Annotated in this window: 8 protein-coding genes; 2 read left to right on the forward strand and 6 right to left on the reverse strand. The window is 73.8% G+C overall.

The window, feature by feature from the left end; genetic code table 11:
• Positions 1–220 precede the first annotated feature (220 nt).
• The 4 genes from AB0B58_RS15560 to AB0B58_RS15575 form a co-directional block, all read right to left on the reverse strand.
• On the reverse strand, positions 221–2,743 hold the full coding sequence (locus AB0B58_RS15560; RefSeq protein ID WP_360223694.1) for a DNA topoisomerase IV subunit A: 2,523 nt from the start codon (positions 2,741–2,743) through the stop codon (positions 221–223).
• 58 nt (positions 2,744–2,801) lie between these two features.
• The gene (locus tag AB0B58_RS15565) at positions 2,802–4,859 is read right to left on the reverse strand and encodes a DNA topoisomerase IV subunit B (RefSeq protein WP_360223696.1); all 2,058 of its coding nucleotides are present in this window, start codon (positions 4,857–4,859) and stop codon (positions 2,802–2,804) included.
• Between the two features lie 122 nt (positions 4,860–4,981).
• Complete coding sequence (locus AB0B58_RS15570) at positions 4,982–10,243, reverse strand: diguanylate cyclase (RefSeq protein WP_360223698.1); 5,262 nt, start codon at positions 10,241–10,243, stop codon at positions 4,982–4,984.
• Between the two features lie 40 nt (positions 10,244–10,283).
• Positions 10,284–10,919: an adenylate/guanylate cyclase domain-containing protein gene (locus AB0B58_RS15575; RefSeq protein ID WP_360223700.1), complete on the reverse strand. Its 636-nt coding sequence runs from the start codon at positions 10,917–10,919 to the stop codon at positions 10,284–10,286.
• A gap of 169 nt (positions 10,920–11,088) precedes the next feature.
• Here AB0B58_RS15575 and AB0B58_RS15580 point away from each other — a divergent pair, with 169 nt between their 5' ends.
• A complete protein-coding gene (locus AB0B58_RS15580) occupies positions 11,089–13,938 on the forward strand; it encodes an AAA family ATPase (RefSeq protein WP_360223702.1) in 2,850 nt (949 codons plus the stop codon).
• A gap of 163 nt (positions 13,939–14,101) precedes the next feature.
• Positions 14,102–14,875: a DUF5995 family protein gene (locus tag AB0B58_RS15585; RefSeq protein WP_360223704.1), complete on the forward strand. Its 774-nt coding sequence runs from the start codon at positions 14,102–14,104 to the stop codon at positions 14,873–14,875.
• 82 nt (positions 14,876–14,957) lie between these two features.
• Here AB0B58_RS15585 and AB0B58_RS15590 read toward each other — a convergent pair whose 3' ends face one another.
• Positions 14,958–15,488 carry a hypothetical protein gene (locus tag AB0B58_RS15590; RefSeq protein ID WP_360223706.1) on the reverse strand — a complete coding sequence of 177 codons (531 nt, stop codon included), beginning with the start codon at positions 15,486–15,488 and terminating at the stop codon, positions 14,958–14,960.
• Between the two features lie 41 nt (positions 15,489–15,529).
• Positions 15,530–16,894 carry a HAMP domain-containing sensor histidine kinase gene (locus tag AB0B58_RS15595; protein WP_360223708.1) on the reverse strand — a complete coding sequence of 455 codons (1,365 nt, stop codon included), beginning with the start codon at positions 16,892–16,894 and terminating at the stop codon, positions 15,530–15,532.
• Positions 16,895–16,999 lie beyond the last annotated feature (105 nt).

A 16,999-nucleotide genomic window follows, 5' to 3' on the forward strand; every position in this document is an offset into this window, starting at 1 on the left:
GGGGCGGACGGGCCGGGGCGGACGGGCCGGGCGGACGGGCCGGGCGGACGGGCCGGGCGGACGGGCCGGGCGGACGGGCCGGGCGGACGGGCCGGGCGGACGGGCCGGGCCGGACCGGACCGGACCGGGGTGGGCCGGGGCCGGGGTGGGCCGGGGTGGGCCGGGCCGGGGCCGGGGTGGGCCGGACCGGACCGGGGTGGGGCGGGGCGGGGCGGGCCGGTCAGCCTCGTTCGATCAGGTGGCCGACGATCTGCGGGCCCATCAGGACCGCCTCGCCTGAGCCGTCGCGGCGGGCGTCCGGTGCCGGTAGTTCCACCGGGTCTCCGTTGCTGCCCGCGCCCACCGGGCGGGTGCCCACCCAGGCCAGTTCCAGGCGGGTTTCGCCCTTCAGGAAGCGCTGGACCCGGACGCCGCCCGTTGCCCGGCCCTTCGCCGGGTACGACGCGAAGGGGGTCACCTTGACCTGGGTGCCCGTGGAGGTCACCACCATCGGCTCGCCGTGCTGGGGGTCGGTCGTGTCCACCACGTTGAACGAGAGGACCTCGGCGCCGGCGGCCAGGTTCATGCCCGCCATGCCGCCGCCCTTGAGGCCCTGCGGGCGGACCAGTTTCGCCGCGAAGCGGAGCATCGAGGCGTCCGAGGACACGAAGGCCAGCGATTCCGCGCCGTCGGTCAGCCAGGCCGCGCCGAGTACCTCGTCGCCGTCCTTGAGGGTGATGACCTCGAACTCGTCGGAGCGGACCGGCCACTCCGGCGAGCAGACCTTGACCACGCCCTGCCGGGTGCCCATCGCCAGGCCCGGCGAGCCGTCGGCGCCGAGCGGGGCCAGGCCGACAACCTTCTCCCCCGGCGCCAGCGGAATCAGCTCCGAGGCCGACATGCCGCCACGGACCGAGACCGTGCCCGACTGTTCCGGCAGCACCGGCAGCGGCAGCACGTCCGTCTTGAACGCCCGGCCCGCGCTGGTCACCAGCAGCACCCGGCCGCGGGCGGTCGAGTGCACCACGGCGCGGACCGCGTCGTGCTTCACCCGGCCGCTGCGGCGGCGGGCCTCGATCGTCTCCTCGCTCTCCGCCGCGGTGCGGGCGATGAGCCCGGTGGCGGAGAGGATGACCTGGCACGGGTCGTCGGCGACCTCGAGCGGGCCGGCCGGCGCGGAGGCCGCGAGGACCTCCTTGAGGTCGCCGTCGATAAGCGTCGTGCGGCGCGGGCCGCCGAACTCCGCAACGACCGCGGCGAGTTCGTCGGAGACGACCTGCTTGAGTACGTCGTCGTTGTCGAGGATGCGGCTGAGCTCGGCGATCTCGGTGCGCAGGCGCTCCTGCTCCGTCTCCAGCTCGATGCGGTCGAACCGGGTGAGCCGGCGCAGCGGGGTGTCCAGGATGTACGTCGCCTGGATGTCGGTGAGGCCGAACTCGCTCATCAGGCCGGCCTTGGCGGCCGCGGCGTCGTCACTGCCGCGGATGATCGCGACCACCCGGTCGATGTCGATGAGCGCGATGAGCAGGCCGTCGACCAGGTGCAGCCGGTCCTGCCGCTTCGTACGCCGGTGCGTGGTGCGCCGGGTGACCACCTCGTAGCGGTGGGCCAGGAACACCTCGAGCAGCGCCTTGAGGCCCAGCGTCCGCGGCTGGCCGTCGACCAGCACCAGGTTGTTGATGCCGAACGACGACTCCAGCGGGGTCAGCCGGTAGAGGTCGGCGAGCAGGGCCTGCGGGTTGACGCCGACCTTGCACTCGATGACCAGGCGGATGCCGTGCTCGCGGTCGGTGAGGTCCTTGACGTCGGCGATGCCCTGCAGCCGGGCCGGCTGGCGCTGGCCCTTGCGCGGGCCGGAGGTGATGAGCTTGCCCTTCACCTCGTCGGTGATCGCCTCGATGATCTTCTCGGTGCCGACGCCGTACGGCAGCTCGACCACGGTGATGGCCTGGCGGCCGCGGCCGCCCTCGAGGGGACCGGTCTGCGCGCGGGCCCGCATGCGCACCACGCCGCGGCCGGTCTCGTAGGCCCGGCGTACCTCGTCGAGGCCGAGCAGCTGGCCGCCGGTGGGCAGGTCGGGGCCGGGCACGTAGCGCATGAGCACGTCGAGGTCGGCCTCGGGCTCGGTGATCAGGTGCCGGGCCGCCGCGACGACCTCGCCGAGGTTGTGCGGGATCATGTTGGTCGCCATGCCGACGGCGATGCCGGACGTGCCGTTGACCAGCAGGTTGGGGAAGGCCGCGGGCAGCACCCGGGGCTCCTGCTCGGAGCCGTCGTAGTTGGCCTTGAAGTCGACCGTGCCCTCGCCGAGCTCGCCGACGAGCAGCATCGCCTCGCGCGACATCCGGGCCTCGGTGTATCGCGAGGCGGCCGGGCCGTCGTCGGGCGAGCCGAAGTTGCCGTGCCCGTCGATGAGCGGCACGTTCAGGGAGAAGCCCTGCGCCAGGCGCACCATCGCGTCGTAGATCGCCAGGTCGCCGTGCGGGTGGTATTTACCCATGCAGTCGCCGACGACGCGGGCCGACTTCACGTACGGCCGGTCGGGGCGGTGGCCCTGCTCCTGCATCGACCAGAGGATGCGCCGGTGCACGGGCTTGAGCCCGTCGCGCGCGTCCGGCAGGGCGCGGGAGTGGATGACCGAGTAGGCGTACTCCAGGTAGGAGTCCTCGACCTCGGTGGTGATGGAGTTGTCGATGACCCTGGCGCCGGCCTGGTCGAAGGCCGACAGGTCCACCCGGGACTGCTCGTTCTTGCGGCGTGCCATGTCTGTAAACAGCCCCCTCATCTAACGCAGTTGCATGGGTTTTCCGCCGCGGGCCGGCTCAAGCGTCGATCGTTTCCTGGTCGATGCGGCCGGCGGCCTCGATCAGCCAGTTGCGGCGTGGTTCGACCCGCTCACCCATCAGCAGTTCGAGCGTGGCCTCGGCCCGCTCGGCGTCGTCGATGGTGATGCGCCGGACGGTGCGGGTCGCCGGGTTCATCGTGGTGTCCCACAGCTCGTCGGCGTCCATCTCGCCGAGGCCCTTGAACCGGGGCACCGGCTTGACGACGGACCTGCCGGACTGTTCGAGCCGGCCGACGGTCCGCTCCATCTCCTGCTGCGTGTAGGTGTAGAGGGTCTCGGCGTTGCGGCCCTTGGTGACGACCTTGTGCAGCGGGGGCATGGCGGCGAACAGCCGGCCCCCCTCGATCACCGGGCGCATGTACTTGGCGAACAGGGTGATCAGCAGGGTGCGGATGTGCGAGCCGTCGACGTCCGCGTCCGCCATGATCATGACGCGGCCGTAGCGCATCGTGCTCATGTCGAACGTGCGGCCGGAGCCCGCGCCGAGCACCTGGACGATGGCCGAGCACTCGACGTTGTCGAGGACCTGCTGCAGGCTCGCCTTCTGCACGTTGAGGATCTTGCCGCGGATCGGCAGCAGGGCCTGGTATTCCGAGCTGCGGGCCATCCGGGCGGTGCCGAGCGCGCTGTCACCCTCGACGATGTAGAGCTCGCTGCGGCCGATGCCGGTGGAACGGCAGTCGACGAGCTTGGGCGGCATCGAGGCGCCCTCGAGCGCGGTCTTGCGCCGGGCCGCGTCCTTCTGCTGCTTCTGGGTCAGGCGCACCCGGGCCGCGTCGACGACCTTCTGCAGCACCGTGCGGGCCTCGGTCTTGGTGCGGCGATCGTCGATCCAGTTCTTGACGTACTGCTCGACCAGGCCCTGCAGCACCCGGGTGATGCCGGCGGTGGAGAGCTCGTCCTTGGTCTGCGAGGTGAACTGCGGCTCGGGCACCCGCACGTGGATGACCGCGGTCATGCCCTCGAGCAGGTCGTCCAGGACCGGCGGGTCCTCCTTGGGCTTGAGCAGGCCGCGGGCGTTGCGGATCGCGTCGGTCAGCGCGCGGACCAGGGCCCGCTCGAAGCCCTTGCGATGGGTGCCGCCGTGCACGTTGCGGATCGTGTTGGTGAAGCACTCGACCGTGCGCTCGTAGCCGGTGCCCCAGCGGAGCGCGACCTCGACCTGCGCGTGCCGCAGGACGTTTGACTGCATGACGCCGTTGGCGTCCGCGGCGTTCTCCTTGTAGGTGCCCTCGCCGGTGATCATCAGGATGCCGGAGACCGGCTTGTCACCCGACGGGGTGAGGAATTCCACCATGTCGGTGAGGCCGTGCGGGTAGTGGAACTTCTCCTCGACCGGCTCCTCGCCGGTCTCGTCGCGCAGCACGTAGGCCACGCCGGGCACCAGGAAGGCCGTGTTGCGCAGCTTGGCCTTGACGGTGTCGAGGTCGAGGCGCGCGCCGGTCTCGAAGTAGCGGGCGTCGTACCAGTAGCGGATCGAGGTGCCGGCGCGCTCGCCGCGCTTCATCCGGCGGACCACGCGCAGGCCGGACTCGGGCACGAAGGCCGCAGCGGGACCGGGACCGGCGAAGACGCCGGGCACGCCGCGCTGGAAGGAGAGCTCGTGCACCTTGCCGTCGCGCTTGACGGTCACGTCGAAGCGCAGCGACAGCGCGTTGACCGCCGACGCGCCGACGCCGTGCAGGCCGCCGGAGGTCTTGTAGCCGGAGCCGCCGAACTTGCCGCCCGCGTGCAGGCGGGTCAGCACCAGTTCGACGCCGCTGAGGCCGGACTTGGCGTTGATGTCCGTCGGGATGCCGCGGCCGTCGTCGTCGACCTGCACCGAGCCGTCGGCGTGGAGGATGACCTCGACGTGCTCGGCGTGGCCGCCGACGCCCTCGTCGGTGGCGTTGTCGATGATCTCGTTGGCGAGGTGGTTGACGCCGCGGCTGTCGGTGGAGCCGATGTACATGCCCGGCCGCTTGCGGACAGCGTCGAGTCCTTCGAGGTGCGTGAGGTCATCAGCCCCGTAGAGGATCTCTGGTTGCGCAGTCACGAAGCACTACTCCCGGCGATGGCGGATGTCAACGACGCGGCGAGCCTACCGGGCACCTACGACGAGTCTTTGTAAGGCCGACCGTGAGCGCCGCTAGTTAACAGCGACTAAAAGGACAAATACTATTGCTCGTGAGCCACGACACGGTTCCGGCCGGCCTGCTTGGCCGCGTAGAGCCCGGCGTCGGCCCGGCCCAGCAGGGTGTCGGCGGTCGCGTCCTCGGGGCGCAGCCGGGCCAGCCCGATGCTGATCGTGACCGGGATCGGCCCGGACCGGGTGTCGATCGGCGAACCGCCGACCACGGCGCGAAGCTCCTCCGCGAGGGCGGGACCGGCCTCGTCGATGCCGGGCAGCAGCACCGCGAACTCCTCGCCGCCGTACCGGGCGACCAGGCCCTCGGTCGGCAGGCCGACGAGCAGCCGGCCGACGACGCCCTTGATCACGTCGTCGCCGGTCTGGTGGCCGTACGCGTCGTTGATCCGCTTGAAGTGGTCGATGTCGACCATCAGGGCGGTCACCGGGCCGCCCTTGGCCCGGGAGAGGGTCAGCGAGCGCTCGGCCAGCTCGAAGAACCGCCGCCGGTTCGCCACGCCCGTGAGGCTGTCCGTGGTGGCCAGCTCGTTCACCCGGCTGAACAGGCGCGCGTTGTCGTAGGCGACCATGCCCTGGCCGACCAGCGCGGCGGCCACGCCGAGGTCCGCGGCCGCGTACGCACCCGGCCGGTCCGAGGCGAGCACGAGCACGCCGACGGCGCCGTTGCGGTCGTCGAGGGTGACCGTGAGCCAGCTCTGCCCGGTCGAGTCGTCCAGGGAGCCGGCCCAGGGCGGCGTGCCCGAGAGCATGTCCGCCTGCCGGTTCTCCAGCAGCGCCCGCAGTTCCGGGTGATCGGCGAGGGTCAGGGTCAGCGGGGCCGGCCCGCCGTGCACGGTGATCTGGGTCGAGGAGGACGTGCCGAGCAGCAGCCAGCCGCGGTTGGCGCCGGGCGTCTGCCGCGCGGTGAGCAGCAGCCGGCGCAGCACCAGTTCCGGGTCGAGAGTGCCGGTGAGCCGGGCCATCGCGCGGCGCAGCGTCTCGGCGATGTCGCGCTGGCGGTTGGCGGCGGCCACCGCGACCTCGAGCTGTGCGGCGCGGGCCGTCTCCAGGCCGACGGCGATGTGGTGGGTGATGGCGGTGAGCACGTCCGCGTCGTCGACGTTGAAGACGCCCTTGGCGACCCGGCTGTCCAGGTAGACGACGCCGAGCAGGCGGTCGTCCAGCTCCAGCGGCGCGACCAGGATGCTGCGCAGGCCGAACTGGACCACGCTCTCCGCGCCCAGCGCCGCGCCCTCCTCGGTGCCGGTGACCACGAGCGGCTCGCGGCTGTGCCGGACCCGGTCGACGACGGTGGCGCTGTATCCGGTGAGCTCGTCGAGGTCCCGGCCGCCGGCGTCGCGCCCGACGTACGGCGCAAGCACCTGCGTCTCGGCGTCCACCAGGAACAGGATGGCGCGTTCGGCGCCGAGCAGCCGGGTGGTCTCGTCCAGCGCGACCCGGGTCAGCCGCTCCGGGTCGATGACCCGCGACGCCGCGAGGCTGAGCTGCTCGAGGGCGGCCCAGCGCTGCCCGGCGCGGCCCCGCGCGGCCACGACGGGTACGCGGTTACGGCGCCCGATGTCGAGCCGGAACTCGGCGGCGATCCGGCGCGCACGGTGCGGCCAGCCGTGCGCCTCGGCGATGCTCGCGGCCATCCGCGCCTGGCGCTCGGCCTCGCCGGTGCTTCCGGCGGCGGTGAGCGCGCGGGCGCGTACGAGAGCGGCCTCGAAGGCCGGCAGCGGCGCGTCCACCCGGCGCAGCAGCGGCTCCGCCGCGGAGAGCAGATCGAGCGCGGCGGTGCCGCGCTCGGGGTCGAGCGCGAGCAGGGCGGCCCGGACGATCTGGTGGTGCGCGGCGACGACGGGGCGGCGGGTGACCCGGCCGAGGCTGGCGACGGCGGCGCGGGCCGCCTCCATCGCGGCCTCACGCTCAGCCGGCGCGGCCCGGCGGGCCTGCTCCAGCCGGCCGTACGCGAGGTAGACGTAGTAGCCGTGCTGCGCCGGAAGCAGGTCGATGGGCCGCACCCCAAGCGCGTCGAACTCGGCGGCGGCGTCGTCGAACGCGGGGCCGAGATCGTCGCGCTCGATGGCGGCGAGCATCCGGGCGGCGAGGGTGTGGATGACCTCGTGTATCCCCTTCGGCCGGTTGTCGGCGCGGGCCAGTGCCGCGAGCGCCTCGCCGGCCCGGCCGCGCAGGGCCAGCAGGCCCGCGTCGACGGCGACGACGGCGCTGCGGTCGGCGTGCCCGCCGGCGTCCAGGCAGCGCTGGCGGCCGGGGCGCGCGGCCTCGGCGACGCCGACCTCGCCACGCAGCACCCAGTCCCAGCCCAGCACGGTGTAGCAGTCCAGGATCAGTCCGACGTCGAGGAAGCGCTCGCGCTCGGCGAGAACCTGCCGGATCCGCTCGCCGGAGTCGGCGCCGCTGCCGTGGAAGGCCACGCCGGTCATCCAGTCGATCCGGGCGACCAGCGTGGGGTCGCCGAGCTCGTGCGCCAGGCTCAGCGCGCTCCTGGTGATCCGGTCGGACATCCGCTGCAGGCCGAACATGCGCAGCGGGAGGGTCAGCGCGACCAGGTCGCGGGCCCGCTCGGGAGACCGGCCGACCCGGCTGGTCGGGTGCACCATCCGCATGCCGTACAGCAGGGACCGCAGCGGCCGCATGGTCCGCACGCTGCCGGAGGCACCGTAGTGGTAGAGCGTCGTCTGCAGCCGCAGGCGCTCGCGGTAGGCGCCCTTGGCGGTGCCGTAGCCCAGCCGGGTGACCCGGATCAGGCAGCCGATGATCAGCAACCAGAAGCTGGACAGGGCGGACAGCACCGGGTTGGCGGGCAGCGGGCGGCCGAGCTCGGCCAGGCCCTGCTCGACGGCGCGCAGCTGCGCGGCCCCGCCCCAGTTGCTCTCGTGTACGCGGGCGAGCATCAGGTGTACGTGCGCCCGCTCGGTGGCGTCGGTCGACTTCTCCAGCGCGGCGGTGAACGTGGCGATCGCCTCGTCGAAGCGGCCGTTCTGGTGGTACGCGGTCCCGAGCAGCTGCAGGAACGCGCTGCCGAGGGCGATGCCGCCCGCCTCGGCGGCCTCGGCGGCGTACTCGAGGTAGATCAGTGCCGTGTCCGGGGCGTGCTCGGCGAGCGCGCGGGCGCCGGCCGCGTGACCGGCGCGCACCATCCGGGCCGGGTCGTGGCCCGGGTCGCCAAGCGCGCAGTGCCGCGCGAGGGCGTAGACGTCGGCGTCCTCCCTGCGGTCCAGGACGTCGGCGATCCGCTGGTGCAGGTCGCGCATCCGGTCGTCGGGAATGCCGTCGAGCAGCGCGATGCGGATGCTGTCGTGCAGGAAGCGGTGCACGCCGTCGCGGTGCTCCACGAGCCCGCGGCGGATGGCGTCGGAGAGCACGTCGGCCACGCGCCGGCGGTCGACGCCCGCGACCTCGGCGACCAGGCCGGGCGCGAACGAGGTGCCGACGACCCCGGCGACCCGCAGCAGGCGGCGGCTCTCCTGGTCGAGCTCGCCCATCCGGCGCAGCAGGAGCTGTGCCGAGTCGGCGGGCAGGGCCAGGTCGCGGATGCCGGCGGCGTCGATCTGCCAGACGCCCCAGTCCGGGAGCAGCAGCCCCGCGTCCATCACGGCCTTGGCGTACGCCAGGGTGACGAACGGGTTGCCGCCGGTGAGCATGGCGATCATCTCGGCGCTGTTGGCGTCGATCCGGTTGCCGCCGGAGATCGACTCGATGAGGGTGCCGACGTCCTCGGCGTCCAGGGTCGACAGCGTGACGTCGGTGTCGCGGGCCTGGCCGAGGCGGGCCAGCGTGGCCGCCACCTCGGGCGCGCCCTCGTCGTCGCGGGCGGTGGCGAGCACCAGCAGCGGCACTCCCGACAGATCCGCCGCGAGCTGCTCGAGGACCCGGACCGTGCCGTCGTCGTACCACTGGACGTCGTCGAGGTGCAGCAGCACCGGGGCGGTGCCCCGGGCCAGACCGGTGAGCAGGTCCGCGACGGCGGCCGAGTGCCGCTCCAGGCCGATCTCGCCGGCCACCTCCGGCACGCCGAGGAGCTCGGCCAGCACCGGTGACAGGCTGGTGACCAGGGCGGCGCCCTGTCCTGCCGCGGACCGCAGCAGGGTGGCGGCCGCGGACCGGCCGCCCGGTTCGCGCAGCAGGCCGCGCACGTATTCGTCGACGGCCGCTCGGATCGGCGCCATCGGCCGCCGCTCGCTCGGCGTGGCGCTGCCGCGCAGCACGATGCCGCCCGCGGCGGTGACCCGCGCGCCGAGCTCGGCGGCGAGCCGGCTCTTGCCGGATCCGGCCGGACCGTGCAGCACCGCGATGCCGCCGCGGCCCGCCGCGGCGTCGGCCCAGCGCGCGCGCAGGGTCTCGAGCTCGGCGTCGCGGCCGGTCAGCGGCGCCTCGCCGATGACGGTCGGCCCGTCGTTCAGCGCCAGCGGGAAGATCGCGTCCGGTTCCAGGGCGAGCCGCCGCAGGTCGGCGAGCAGGCCGTGCGCGCCCTGGTAGCGGTCGTCCGGGTCCTTGGCGAGCAGGCGCACGATGATCGCGGCGAACGACGCGCTCAGGCCCGGTGCCAGGGCCCGGGGGTCCGGCACGGGCGCGGTCGCGTGCAGGTGCAGCAGCTCGCCGACGTCGGCGGCGGCGAACGGCGGCGCGCCGGTCACGCACTCGAACAGCACCGCGCCCAGCGCGTACAGGTCGGAGCGGGCGTCGACCGGCCGGTTCAACATGCCGGCCTGCTCGGGCGCGCAGTAGGTCAGCGTGCCGGCGATCGGGTCCGCGGGGCCGGTGAGGCCGCCGGCGGAATCGGAGGAGCGGGTGGCCAGCCCGAAGTCGATCAGCCGGGCCGCGCCCTGCGGCGTGACGATGATGTTGTCCGGTTTGATGTCGCGGTGCACGAGGTCGTACTCGTGTGCCGCCCGCAGGGCCCCGGCGACGTCGGCGGCGATCTGCACGGCGGCGCGCTCGCGGATCGGACCCCGGGCCAGCCGGGTGCCGAGCGTGTCGCCGTCGATCAGCTCCATCACCGCGTAGGGGCGCCCGCCGGCCATGCCGACCTTGTGCACGCGGGGCAGCCCCGGGCTCACGATGGCGGCGAGCAGGGCGCTCTGCCTGCGGAACTCCTGTGCGTGCTCGGGGTGCTGTGCGGCGTCGTGGCGCAGCAGCCGCAGGGCGTACTCGCGGCCGCGGTAGCGGACCCGGTGCACGACGGCCTGCGCGCCCCGGCCTATCTCGCCCAGCACTTCGAGCCCGGCGTCGCCGGGCTCGAACTGGATCTGCTCCGGCTCTGCCGGCAGCGATGGCGAGACACCCACGGAGCCTTTATCGGCGCGCGCCGCGCCCGCTGAAGGATTGTCAGCCGCACGCCTGCAACGCGCGGCCCGCGGCCGGGACCTGCGGATGCAGCGCCCGCCACAGCTCGACGGGCGCCGCCTTGCCGGCCACGGACACCGGCGGCATCTCCTGGTAGGCCACCGCGGCGTCGGTGACGTCGCGGGTGGCGGCACAGACCACGACCGTGTCGTGCGGCGCGTACGCCTGCAACCGCGACGCCGTGCTCACGACGCTGCCGCTGACCATCCCGTACCCGCCGTCGCGGGTCTCGTCCAGGTCGACGATGGCGTCGCCGGTGGCCAACCCCACCCGGGTGCGCACCGGGAACCGGCCGGCCAGGAGGCGCCCCCGCAGCGCCTCCTGTACCCGCAGGCCCGCACGCACCGCGCTCGCCGCCGCGCAGGCGACCCCGTGCGGCGTGCCGGCGTCGGGCCCCAGCGCCCCGAACACCGCCATCACCGCGTCCCCGATGAACTTCTCCACGACCCCGCCGGCGGCCCGCACCGCGGCGGAGACGGTGGCGAAGTAATCCACCTGAAGATCCCGTACGTCCGCGCAGTCCAACTCGTCGACGATGCTGGTGAAGCCCACGATGTCGACGAACAGCACCGTCACAGCCTGTCGCCGGCAGCGGATGCCGGCAGCCGTTCTGTTCATGTCCCACGCTCCTTCGCCGCGTTGGCGAAGAGAACGGTGCCATTCCGGTGCGAGCGGCGGATCTGCAGAATGACGTATCTGTGACAGCGGACCGGCGGTCGAATTTGTGACGCAGAACCGTCCGAACCGACGAGAACCTGCTACCGGGATCGGCACTAGGCTGCCACGCATGGCCAGCGAGGGGGACGACGCGCCACTTGTCGGACGTACCGACACTTTGACCGCGGTGCGCACGGATCTGCTGGACGCGGGTCCCAGCGGCACCGCGGCGGTGTTCGTCACCGGGGAGAGCGGCGTCGGCAAGAGCCGCCTGCTCCGGGAGACCGCGGACGCGCTGCGCGACGCCGGCACCGCCGTGCTGTCCGGCACGTGCCTCGACATCGGCGACGCCTCTCCCCTGCACCCGGTCCTGCAGGCGCTGCGGCGCGCCGGCGTGCACACCGAGCCCGGCCCGGCCGACGCGGGCGCCCAGGACGGTGCGGGCGCCCTGCTCGAGCGGGTCTCCCAGCAGCTGCGATCGCTCGCGCAGGGTCGCCGGCTGCTGCTGGTCCTCGACGACCTGCAGTGGGCCGACCGCAGTACCCGTCAGCTGCTGCTCTACCTGCTCGCGGGCCTCGGCGAGCTCAACCTGTCGGTGCTGGCCGCGGTCCGGGCCGAGTCGTTGCACGGGTCACATCCGCTGCGCCGGGTGCTGGCCGAGCTGCGCCGGCTGCGCTCCGTACGCGTGCTGGATCTGGCCCCGCTCGACCGCGACGCGACCGGTGAGCTGGTGGCCGCGATCGCCGGGACGGACGTCGCGCCGGAGGACACCGAGCGGGTCTTCAAGCGCAGCGGCGGCAACCCCTTCGTGGTCGAGGAGCTGGCCCGCGATCTGCGCGACGGCCGGGTCGAGCTCTCCGACACGCTGCGCGAGATCTTCCTGTCCCGGGTCGACGAGCTGCCGCCGCACGCGCACGAGGTGGTGCACGCGGTCGCGGCCGGCGTCGAGCCGGTCGAGCACGCCCTGCTGGCCCGGGTGCTGCCGCTGCCCGAGACCGAGCTGATCGAGGCCGTGCGGGCCGCGGTCGCGCACCGCTTCGTGACCAGCGCTAACGACGGCTACCGGCTGCGCCACCGGGTGGTCGCCGAGGTTCTCGAGCACGAGGTGCTGCCCGCCGAGAGCGCCGCCCGGCACCGCCGTTACGCGGAGGCGCTGGAGGCCGCGCCGAGTGGCCCGGATCACGCCCGGCTCGCACACCACTGGCGGCAGGCCGGCGACCCGGACCGGGCGCTGCCGTCGGTCATCGCCGCCGCCCGCAACGCCGAGCGGATGTACGGCTACGCGGAGTCGCACCGCCACTGGACCCTCGCCCTCGAGCTGACCGGCGACGACGCGCCGCAGCGCACCGAGCTGCTGGCGCACGCCGCCGAGGCCGCGCACCGCTGCGGCGAGCACCAGCGGGCCCTGACCCGCATCGAGGAGCTGGCCGCGCGCCCGGACGGCCCCGGCCAGTGCGAGATCCACCTGCGCCGGGCTCGCTACCTGGCGTCCGCCGGCCGGTCGGCCACCGCGGAGACCGAGTACGAACGCGCGCTCGCGGCCGAGGCGTGCACGCCGGAGGAGAAGGCCAGCGCGGCGGCGAACCTGGCCGAGCTGCTGCTGCACCTGGGCCGCTACGCCGACGCCGGGATCCGCGCCCGCGAGGCCCTCGAGCTGGCCGAACGCGCCGACGGCTCGACCGCGGACCTGGTACGCGCCAGCGCCGCGCTCGGCTTCAGCCTGGCCTTCCGCGAGGACCCCGACGCCGGGCTCGCGGTGATCCGGCAGGCCGTGGAGATCGCCGAGCGCTCGGGGCACCCGGACGACATCGGCTGCGCCTACCTGCACCTGGCCGAGCTGCTCACCGGGCCGCTGAACAGCGTCGAGGAGGGCGTGCTCGTCGCGCGCCGGGGCGCCGAGAAGCTGGCCGCGATCGGCCTCGGCCGCACCTACCAGGCCCGGCTGCTGGCGATCGCCGCGAACGGGCTCTTCCGGGTCGGCGACTGGGCCGAGGCCGAACGGGTGCTGCAGGCGGCGATGAGCCACCGCCCGTCCGGCGCGGACGCGGTCGAGCTGCTGCTCTCCCGGTGCCGCCTCTGGGTGGGCTTCGGGGACGTCGAGCAGGCGAACCGCGACCTGGACGCCGTCGCCACCATCCTGGCCGGCGGCGGCGCCCGGCACGTGATGCCGATGCTGACGCTGCGCGCCGGGCTCGCCATGTGGCAGGGCCGGCACGCCGACGCCCGGGCGGCGGTCCAGCGCGGCCTGACCGAGACCCGCTCCGACGATCTGGTGCTGCTCGGGGTGCTGGCCTGGCACGGTTTGCGCGCCGAGGCGCAGGCGCAGGCCGGCGGCGAGGTGCCGGTGGACCCGGGCGCGGTCCGGCGGCTGCAGGTCGTGGTGGAACGCGTGGCCCGGAGTGCGGGCAACGCGGCGCCGGCGGTCCGCGCCGTGGTCGACGGCTACCTGGACCTGTGCGCGGCCGAACAGAGCCGGATCGACGAGCGCAACGACCCCGACCTGTGGGCCCGGGCCGCCGCGTCCTGGGACCGGCGCAAGCAGCCGTATCCGGCGGCGTATTCGCGGCTGCGGCAGGCCGAGGCGTCGTTCGCGCGCCGGCCGAGCCGGTCCACCCGGAGCCGGGCGGCGGCCACGGTGGCGCTCCGCGAGGCGTACGCGACCGCGCGCGCGATGGGCGCCAAGCCGTTCGCGGCCGAGATAACCGCGGTGGCGGCCCGGGCCCGGGTCGCCCTGACCGGCGACGAGGACACCGTGCCGCACCCCGGCCCGAGCCGGGACAGCGACGATGAGCTGGGCGTTCTCACCGATCGCGAGCGCGAGGTGCTGGCGGCGGTGGCCGAGGGGCTGACCAACCGGGAGATCGGCCAGGCGCTGTTCATCAGCGAGCGCACGGTCGGTGTGCACGTCGGACACATCTTCGACAAGCTTCAGGTCCGCACCCGGGTGCAGGCCAGCCGGGTCTACCTACGGGCGGCGTGACCCGTTCGTTATCCGCGCACCCGGAATACGTCGTTCTACCGATCCCCTCGTACGTCGTCGATGGAAGGCTGACGGTCGTTCGGGGGAGCACCGCCCGGCGTCCCGCGTCGCCGGGCGGTGCTGGAGGGCCTCCGCCGTGAAGTTTCGTTTGTGGAGGACCGCTATGACCGCCGACTCCGTCTGGGGCCCTGTGCAACAGGACATGGCCGCCGTACTGGCCGGGCACCCGGACGACGTACCCGCCGTGGTCGATCAGCTCACGAAGCTTCAGGACGTGCTGCTCCGCGTACCGCCGCTGCTCGCCAGCAACCCGCTCGCCGACTTCAACAAGCTCTACTTGAAGATCACGACCAGCGTGCTCGAGCGCCTGTACGCCGGCCGATTCGCCGACCCGGCGTTCCTGGCCCGGCTGGACGTCGAGTTCGCCGCCCGCTACTTCGACGCCCTGCGCCAGTGGTCGGACGCGAGCGCCGGCTGCCCGCGCGCCTGGGCCGTGCTGTTCCACCGCATCCCGGGGCCGGACGCCCGGCCGCTGCCGTCGGCGGCCGCGGGTGTGAACGCACACATCAACTACGACCTGCCGTTCGCGCTGGTGACGACGTTCGACCACCTGGGCTCGGATCCGGTCGACGACAGCGACCAGCACCACGACTATCTGCAGATCAACGACATCTTCGCCGAGTCGATCCCGGGCCTGCGCCGCGGCATGCTCGAGAAGTGGCAGCTGATCATCGACATGATGAACGGCGACCTGGACGACTGGTGGCAGGGCGAGCTGATCGAGTACACCCGCAACGTGGCCTGGCGTAACGCGCAGAAGCTCTGGGCGGTTCGCCATGACCTGCAGGCGCTGGGGCGGGAACGGAGTCACCTGGACTGCACCGCGGAGGCCTTCGGCAAGCTGCTGATGTCTCCGATGGGCGCGATTCTCCAGTAGCCGGACGGACTTTTCTCGAGGGGGGCGTGGGAGGGGTCCGCGCTCGTCCAAGAGCGCGGACCCCTCTCATCGAGGGACGTCCCTACTTGATCGCGATGAGGCGGGCGACGCTCTTGTCGCCGTCCTTGGCGCCGGCCACCCCGACCTCCGCGCCGGTCTTGATCGCCGCGGCGTCGGCGGCCTTCCTGTCCTGCACGACCCGGAGCTTGTCGCCCAGGGTCCAGGTCAGGGCGAAGCCGTCGGACGACTTGACGCTCACGGTGGTGGCGTCGACCGCGGTGACGGTGCCCCGCTGCACCACGACGGTCCTGACTCCGTCCTTGCCCTGCACCGTCAGCTCGCCGTGCAGGGTGTTCTTGCGCAGGAACCGGCGAACACCGGGGTGCCTGCGCTGCTTGTCGTCGGCCGGTCCGGCCGAGGCCGTCGCCGCGGGGCCGGCCTCCAGCGCGGTCTCCAGGCCGACCGCCTGCAGGGCGTACGCCTCCTCGGCGACGTCGGCGCCGGTCGCCGGGGAGGCGCCGGAGGTTGCGGCGCCGACGCCGCAGGCCGTCAGCGCGAGCAGTCCGGAGAGGCCCAGCGTGGTCAGGGTCAGCGCGATTCGGGTTCTTGTCATGCCGAGTAGGTTGCGCCGGGGTTGCACGGGCCGGATCAGCGTCATGTTCGGGTTGTGTAAGGGAGCGTCACCGTGAACATCGCGCCGCCCTCCGGGGCGTGACCGGCGGCGATCGCGCCGCCGAGCCGGCCGACCAGCCGGGCCGCGAGGGCCAGGCCGAGGCCGCTGCCGGTCTTGCGGATCCCCCGGTAGCGCTGGTGCAGGGCGCCGCGCTGGAAGGCGACGGACAGGTCCTCGTCGGTGAAGCCGGGGCCGCCGTCGCGGATCTCGACCACCCCGCCGTGCTCGCCGGCCCGCACCGCCAGCACGAGCGGGGCGCCGGCCGGCACCACCCGCAGCGCGTTCTCGCAGAGCCCGTCGATGACCTGGCGGATCCGGCCGGGGTCGGTGTCGACGACGATCGGCGCCGCCGGCAGCTCGGTGAGCAGCCGCGGCCCGTCCGGCACGCAACGCGTCGCCCAGGCCTCGGCGGCGGAGCCGACCAGGTCGACCAGGTCCACCGGCACGACGTCGACCGGCAGATCCGCGGCCTCGAGCCGGGCGAGCACCAGCAGGTCCGAGATGAGCCGGTCGAGCCGGTCCGCCTCGGCGAGCATGGTCTCCCCCGCGCGCGGTGCGCCGTCCGCGCCGATCACCCCGTCGGCCAGCGCCTCGGCGTACCCCCGGATCGTGGAGAGGGGCGTGCGCAGCTCGTGCGAGACCGAGAGCAGGAAGTCGCGTTCGCGGCCCTCGCTGATCTGCAGCGCCGCGCCGAGCTGGTTGAGCGCCGAGGCCAGCTCGGCGACCTCCTCGGGCGGCCGGACCGCGAGGCGCACCGACCGGTCGCCGGCGGAGAGCAGGCCCGCCGCCACCGCCGCACGGCGCAGCGGCCGGGCGATGAAGCGGGCCAGCAACGCGCCGGCGAGCACGCCGCCGACCAGCCCGGCGAGCAGGGCGATCCAGACGCCGCGGAGCACCCGGGCCGCGGTGCCGGACGCGGCGTCGCGGGTCAGCACGACGCCGCTGTCGTTGCCGCGCAGCGGCCGCCCGACGATCAGGACGGTCCGCCCGCCGACGATCCCCCGGGTGTCGACGTCCGCCCCGCCCGCCACCCTGGTGATGACCCGGTCGGGCAGCCCCGCACGGTCGACGGCCCCGCGCCTGATCAGGTAGACGTCGACGCCGTCGGCGCGCAGCCGCGAGACGATCCGCTCGCGGGCGACCTGACGCTCGGTGGTGAGCAGTTCGACGGCGAGGGCGGACTTCTCCACCAGGTCCTGGCGGGCCGCGCTGTTCGCCGAGCGCACGGCGATGGGGAGCGCCACCAGCGCGGTGATGATGACGGCGACGACCGCGGTGGCGGCGGTGACCAGGACGATCCGCCCGGAGAGAGTGCCGAGGAACCTAGGGCGTGTCTGGCGGATCATGGCGTCGCCGAGCCGAGGTCCAGGTTTCGCGTCGCAAGTGGGGTGGAAGGCCGGATACCGGTGTTGTATCCGGCCTTCCACCCCGCGCCGCGAGGCAGAAGCTGG

Source organism: Actinoplanes sp. NPDC049118, assembly GCF_040648555.1.
Lineage (GTDB): Bacteria > Actinomycetota > Actinomycetes > Mycobacteriales > Micromonosporaceae > Actinoplanes.

What these genes read in the sequence shown, in the direction of transcription:
- AB0B58_RS15575 (WP_360223700.1), bottom strand. Translation starts at nt 10,919, where the DNA reads ATGAACAGAACGGCTGCCGGCATCCGCTGCCGGCGACAGGCTGTGACG.
- AB0B58_RS15590 (WP_360223706.1), bottom strand. Translation starts at nt 15,488, where the DNA reads ATGACAAGAACCCGAATCGCGCTGACCCTGACCACGCTGGGCCTCTCC.
- AB0B58_RS15580 (WP_360223702.1), top strand. Translation starts at nt 11,089, where the DNA reads ATGGCCAGCGAGGGGGACGACGCGCCACTTGTCGGACGTACCGACACT.
- AB0B58_RS15585 (WP_360223704.1), top strand. Translation starts at nt 14,102, where the DNA reads ATGACCGCCGACTCCGTCTGGGGCCCTGTGCAACAGGACATGGCCGCC.
- AB0B58_RS15560 (WP_360223694.1), bottom strand. Translation starts at nt 2,743, where the DNA reads ATGGCACGCCGCAAGAACGAGCAGTCCCGGGTGGACCTGTCGGCCTTC.
- AB0B58_RS15595 (WP_360223708.1), bottom strand. Translation starts at nt 16,894, where the DNA reads ATGATCCGCCAGACACGCCCTAGGTTCCTCGGCACTCTCTCCGGGCGG.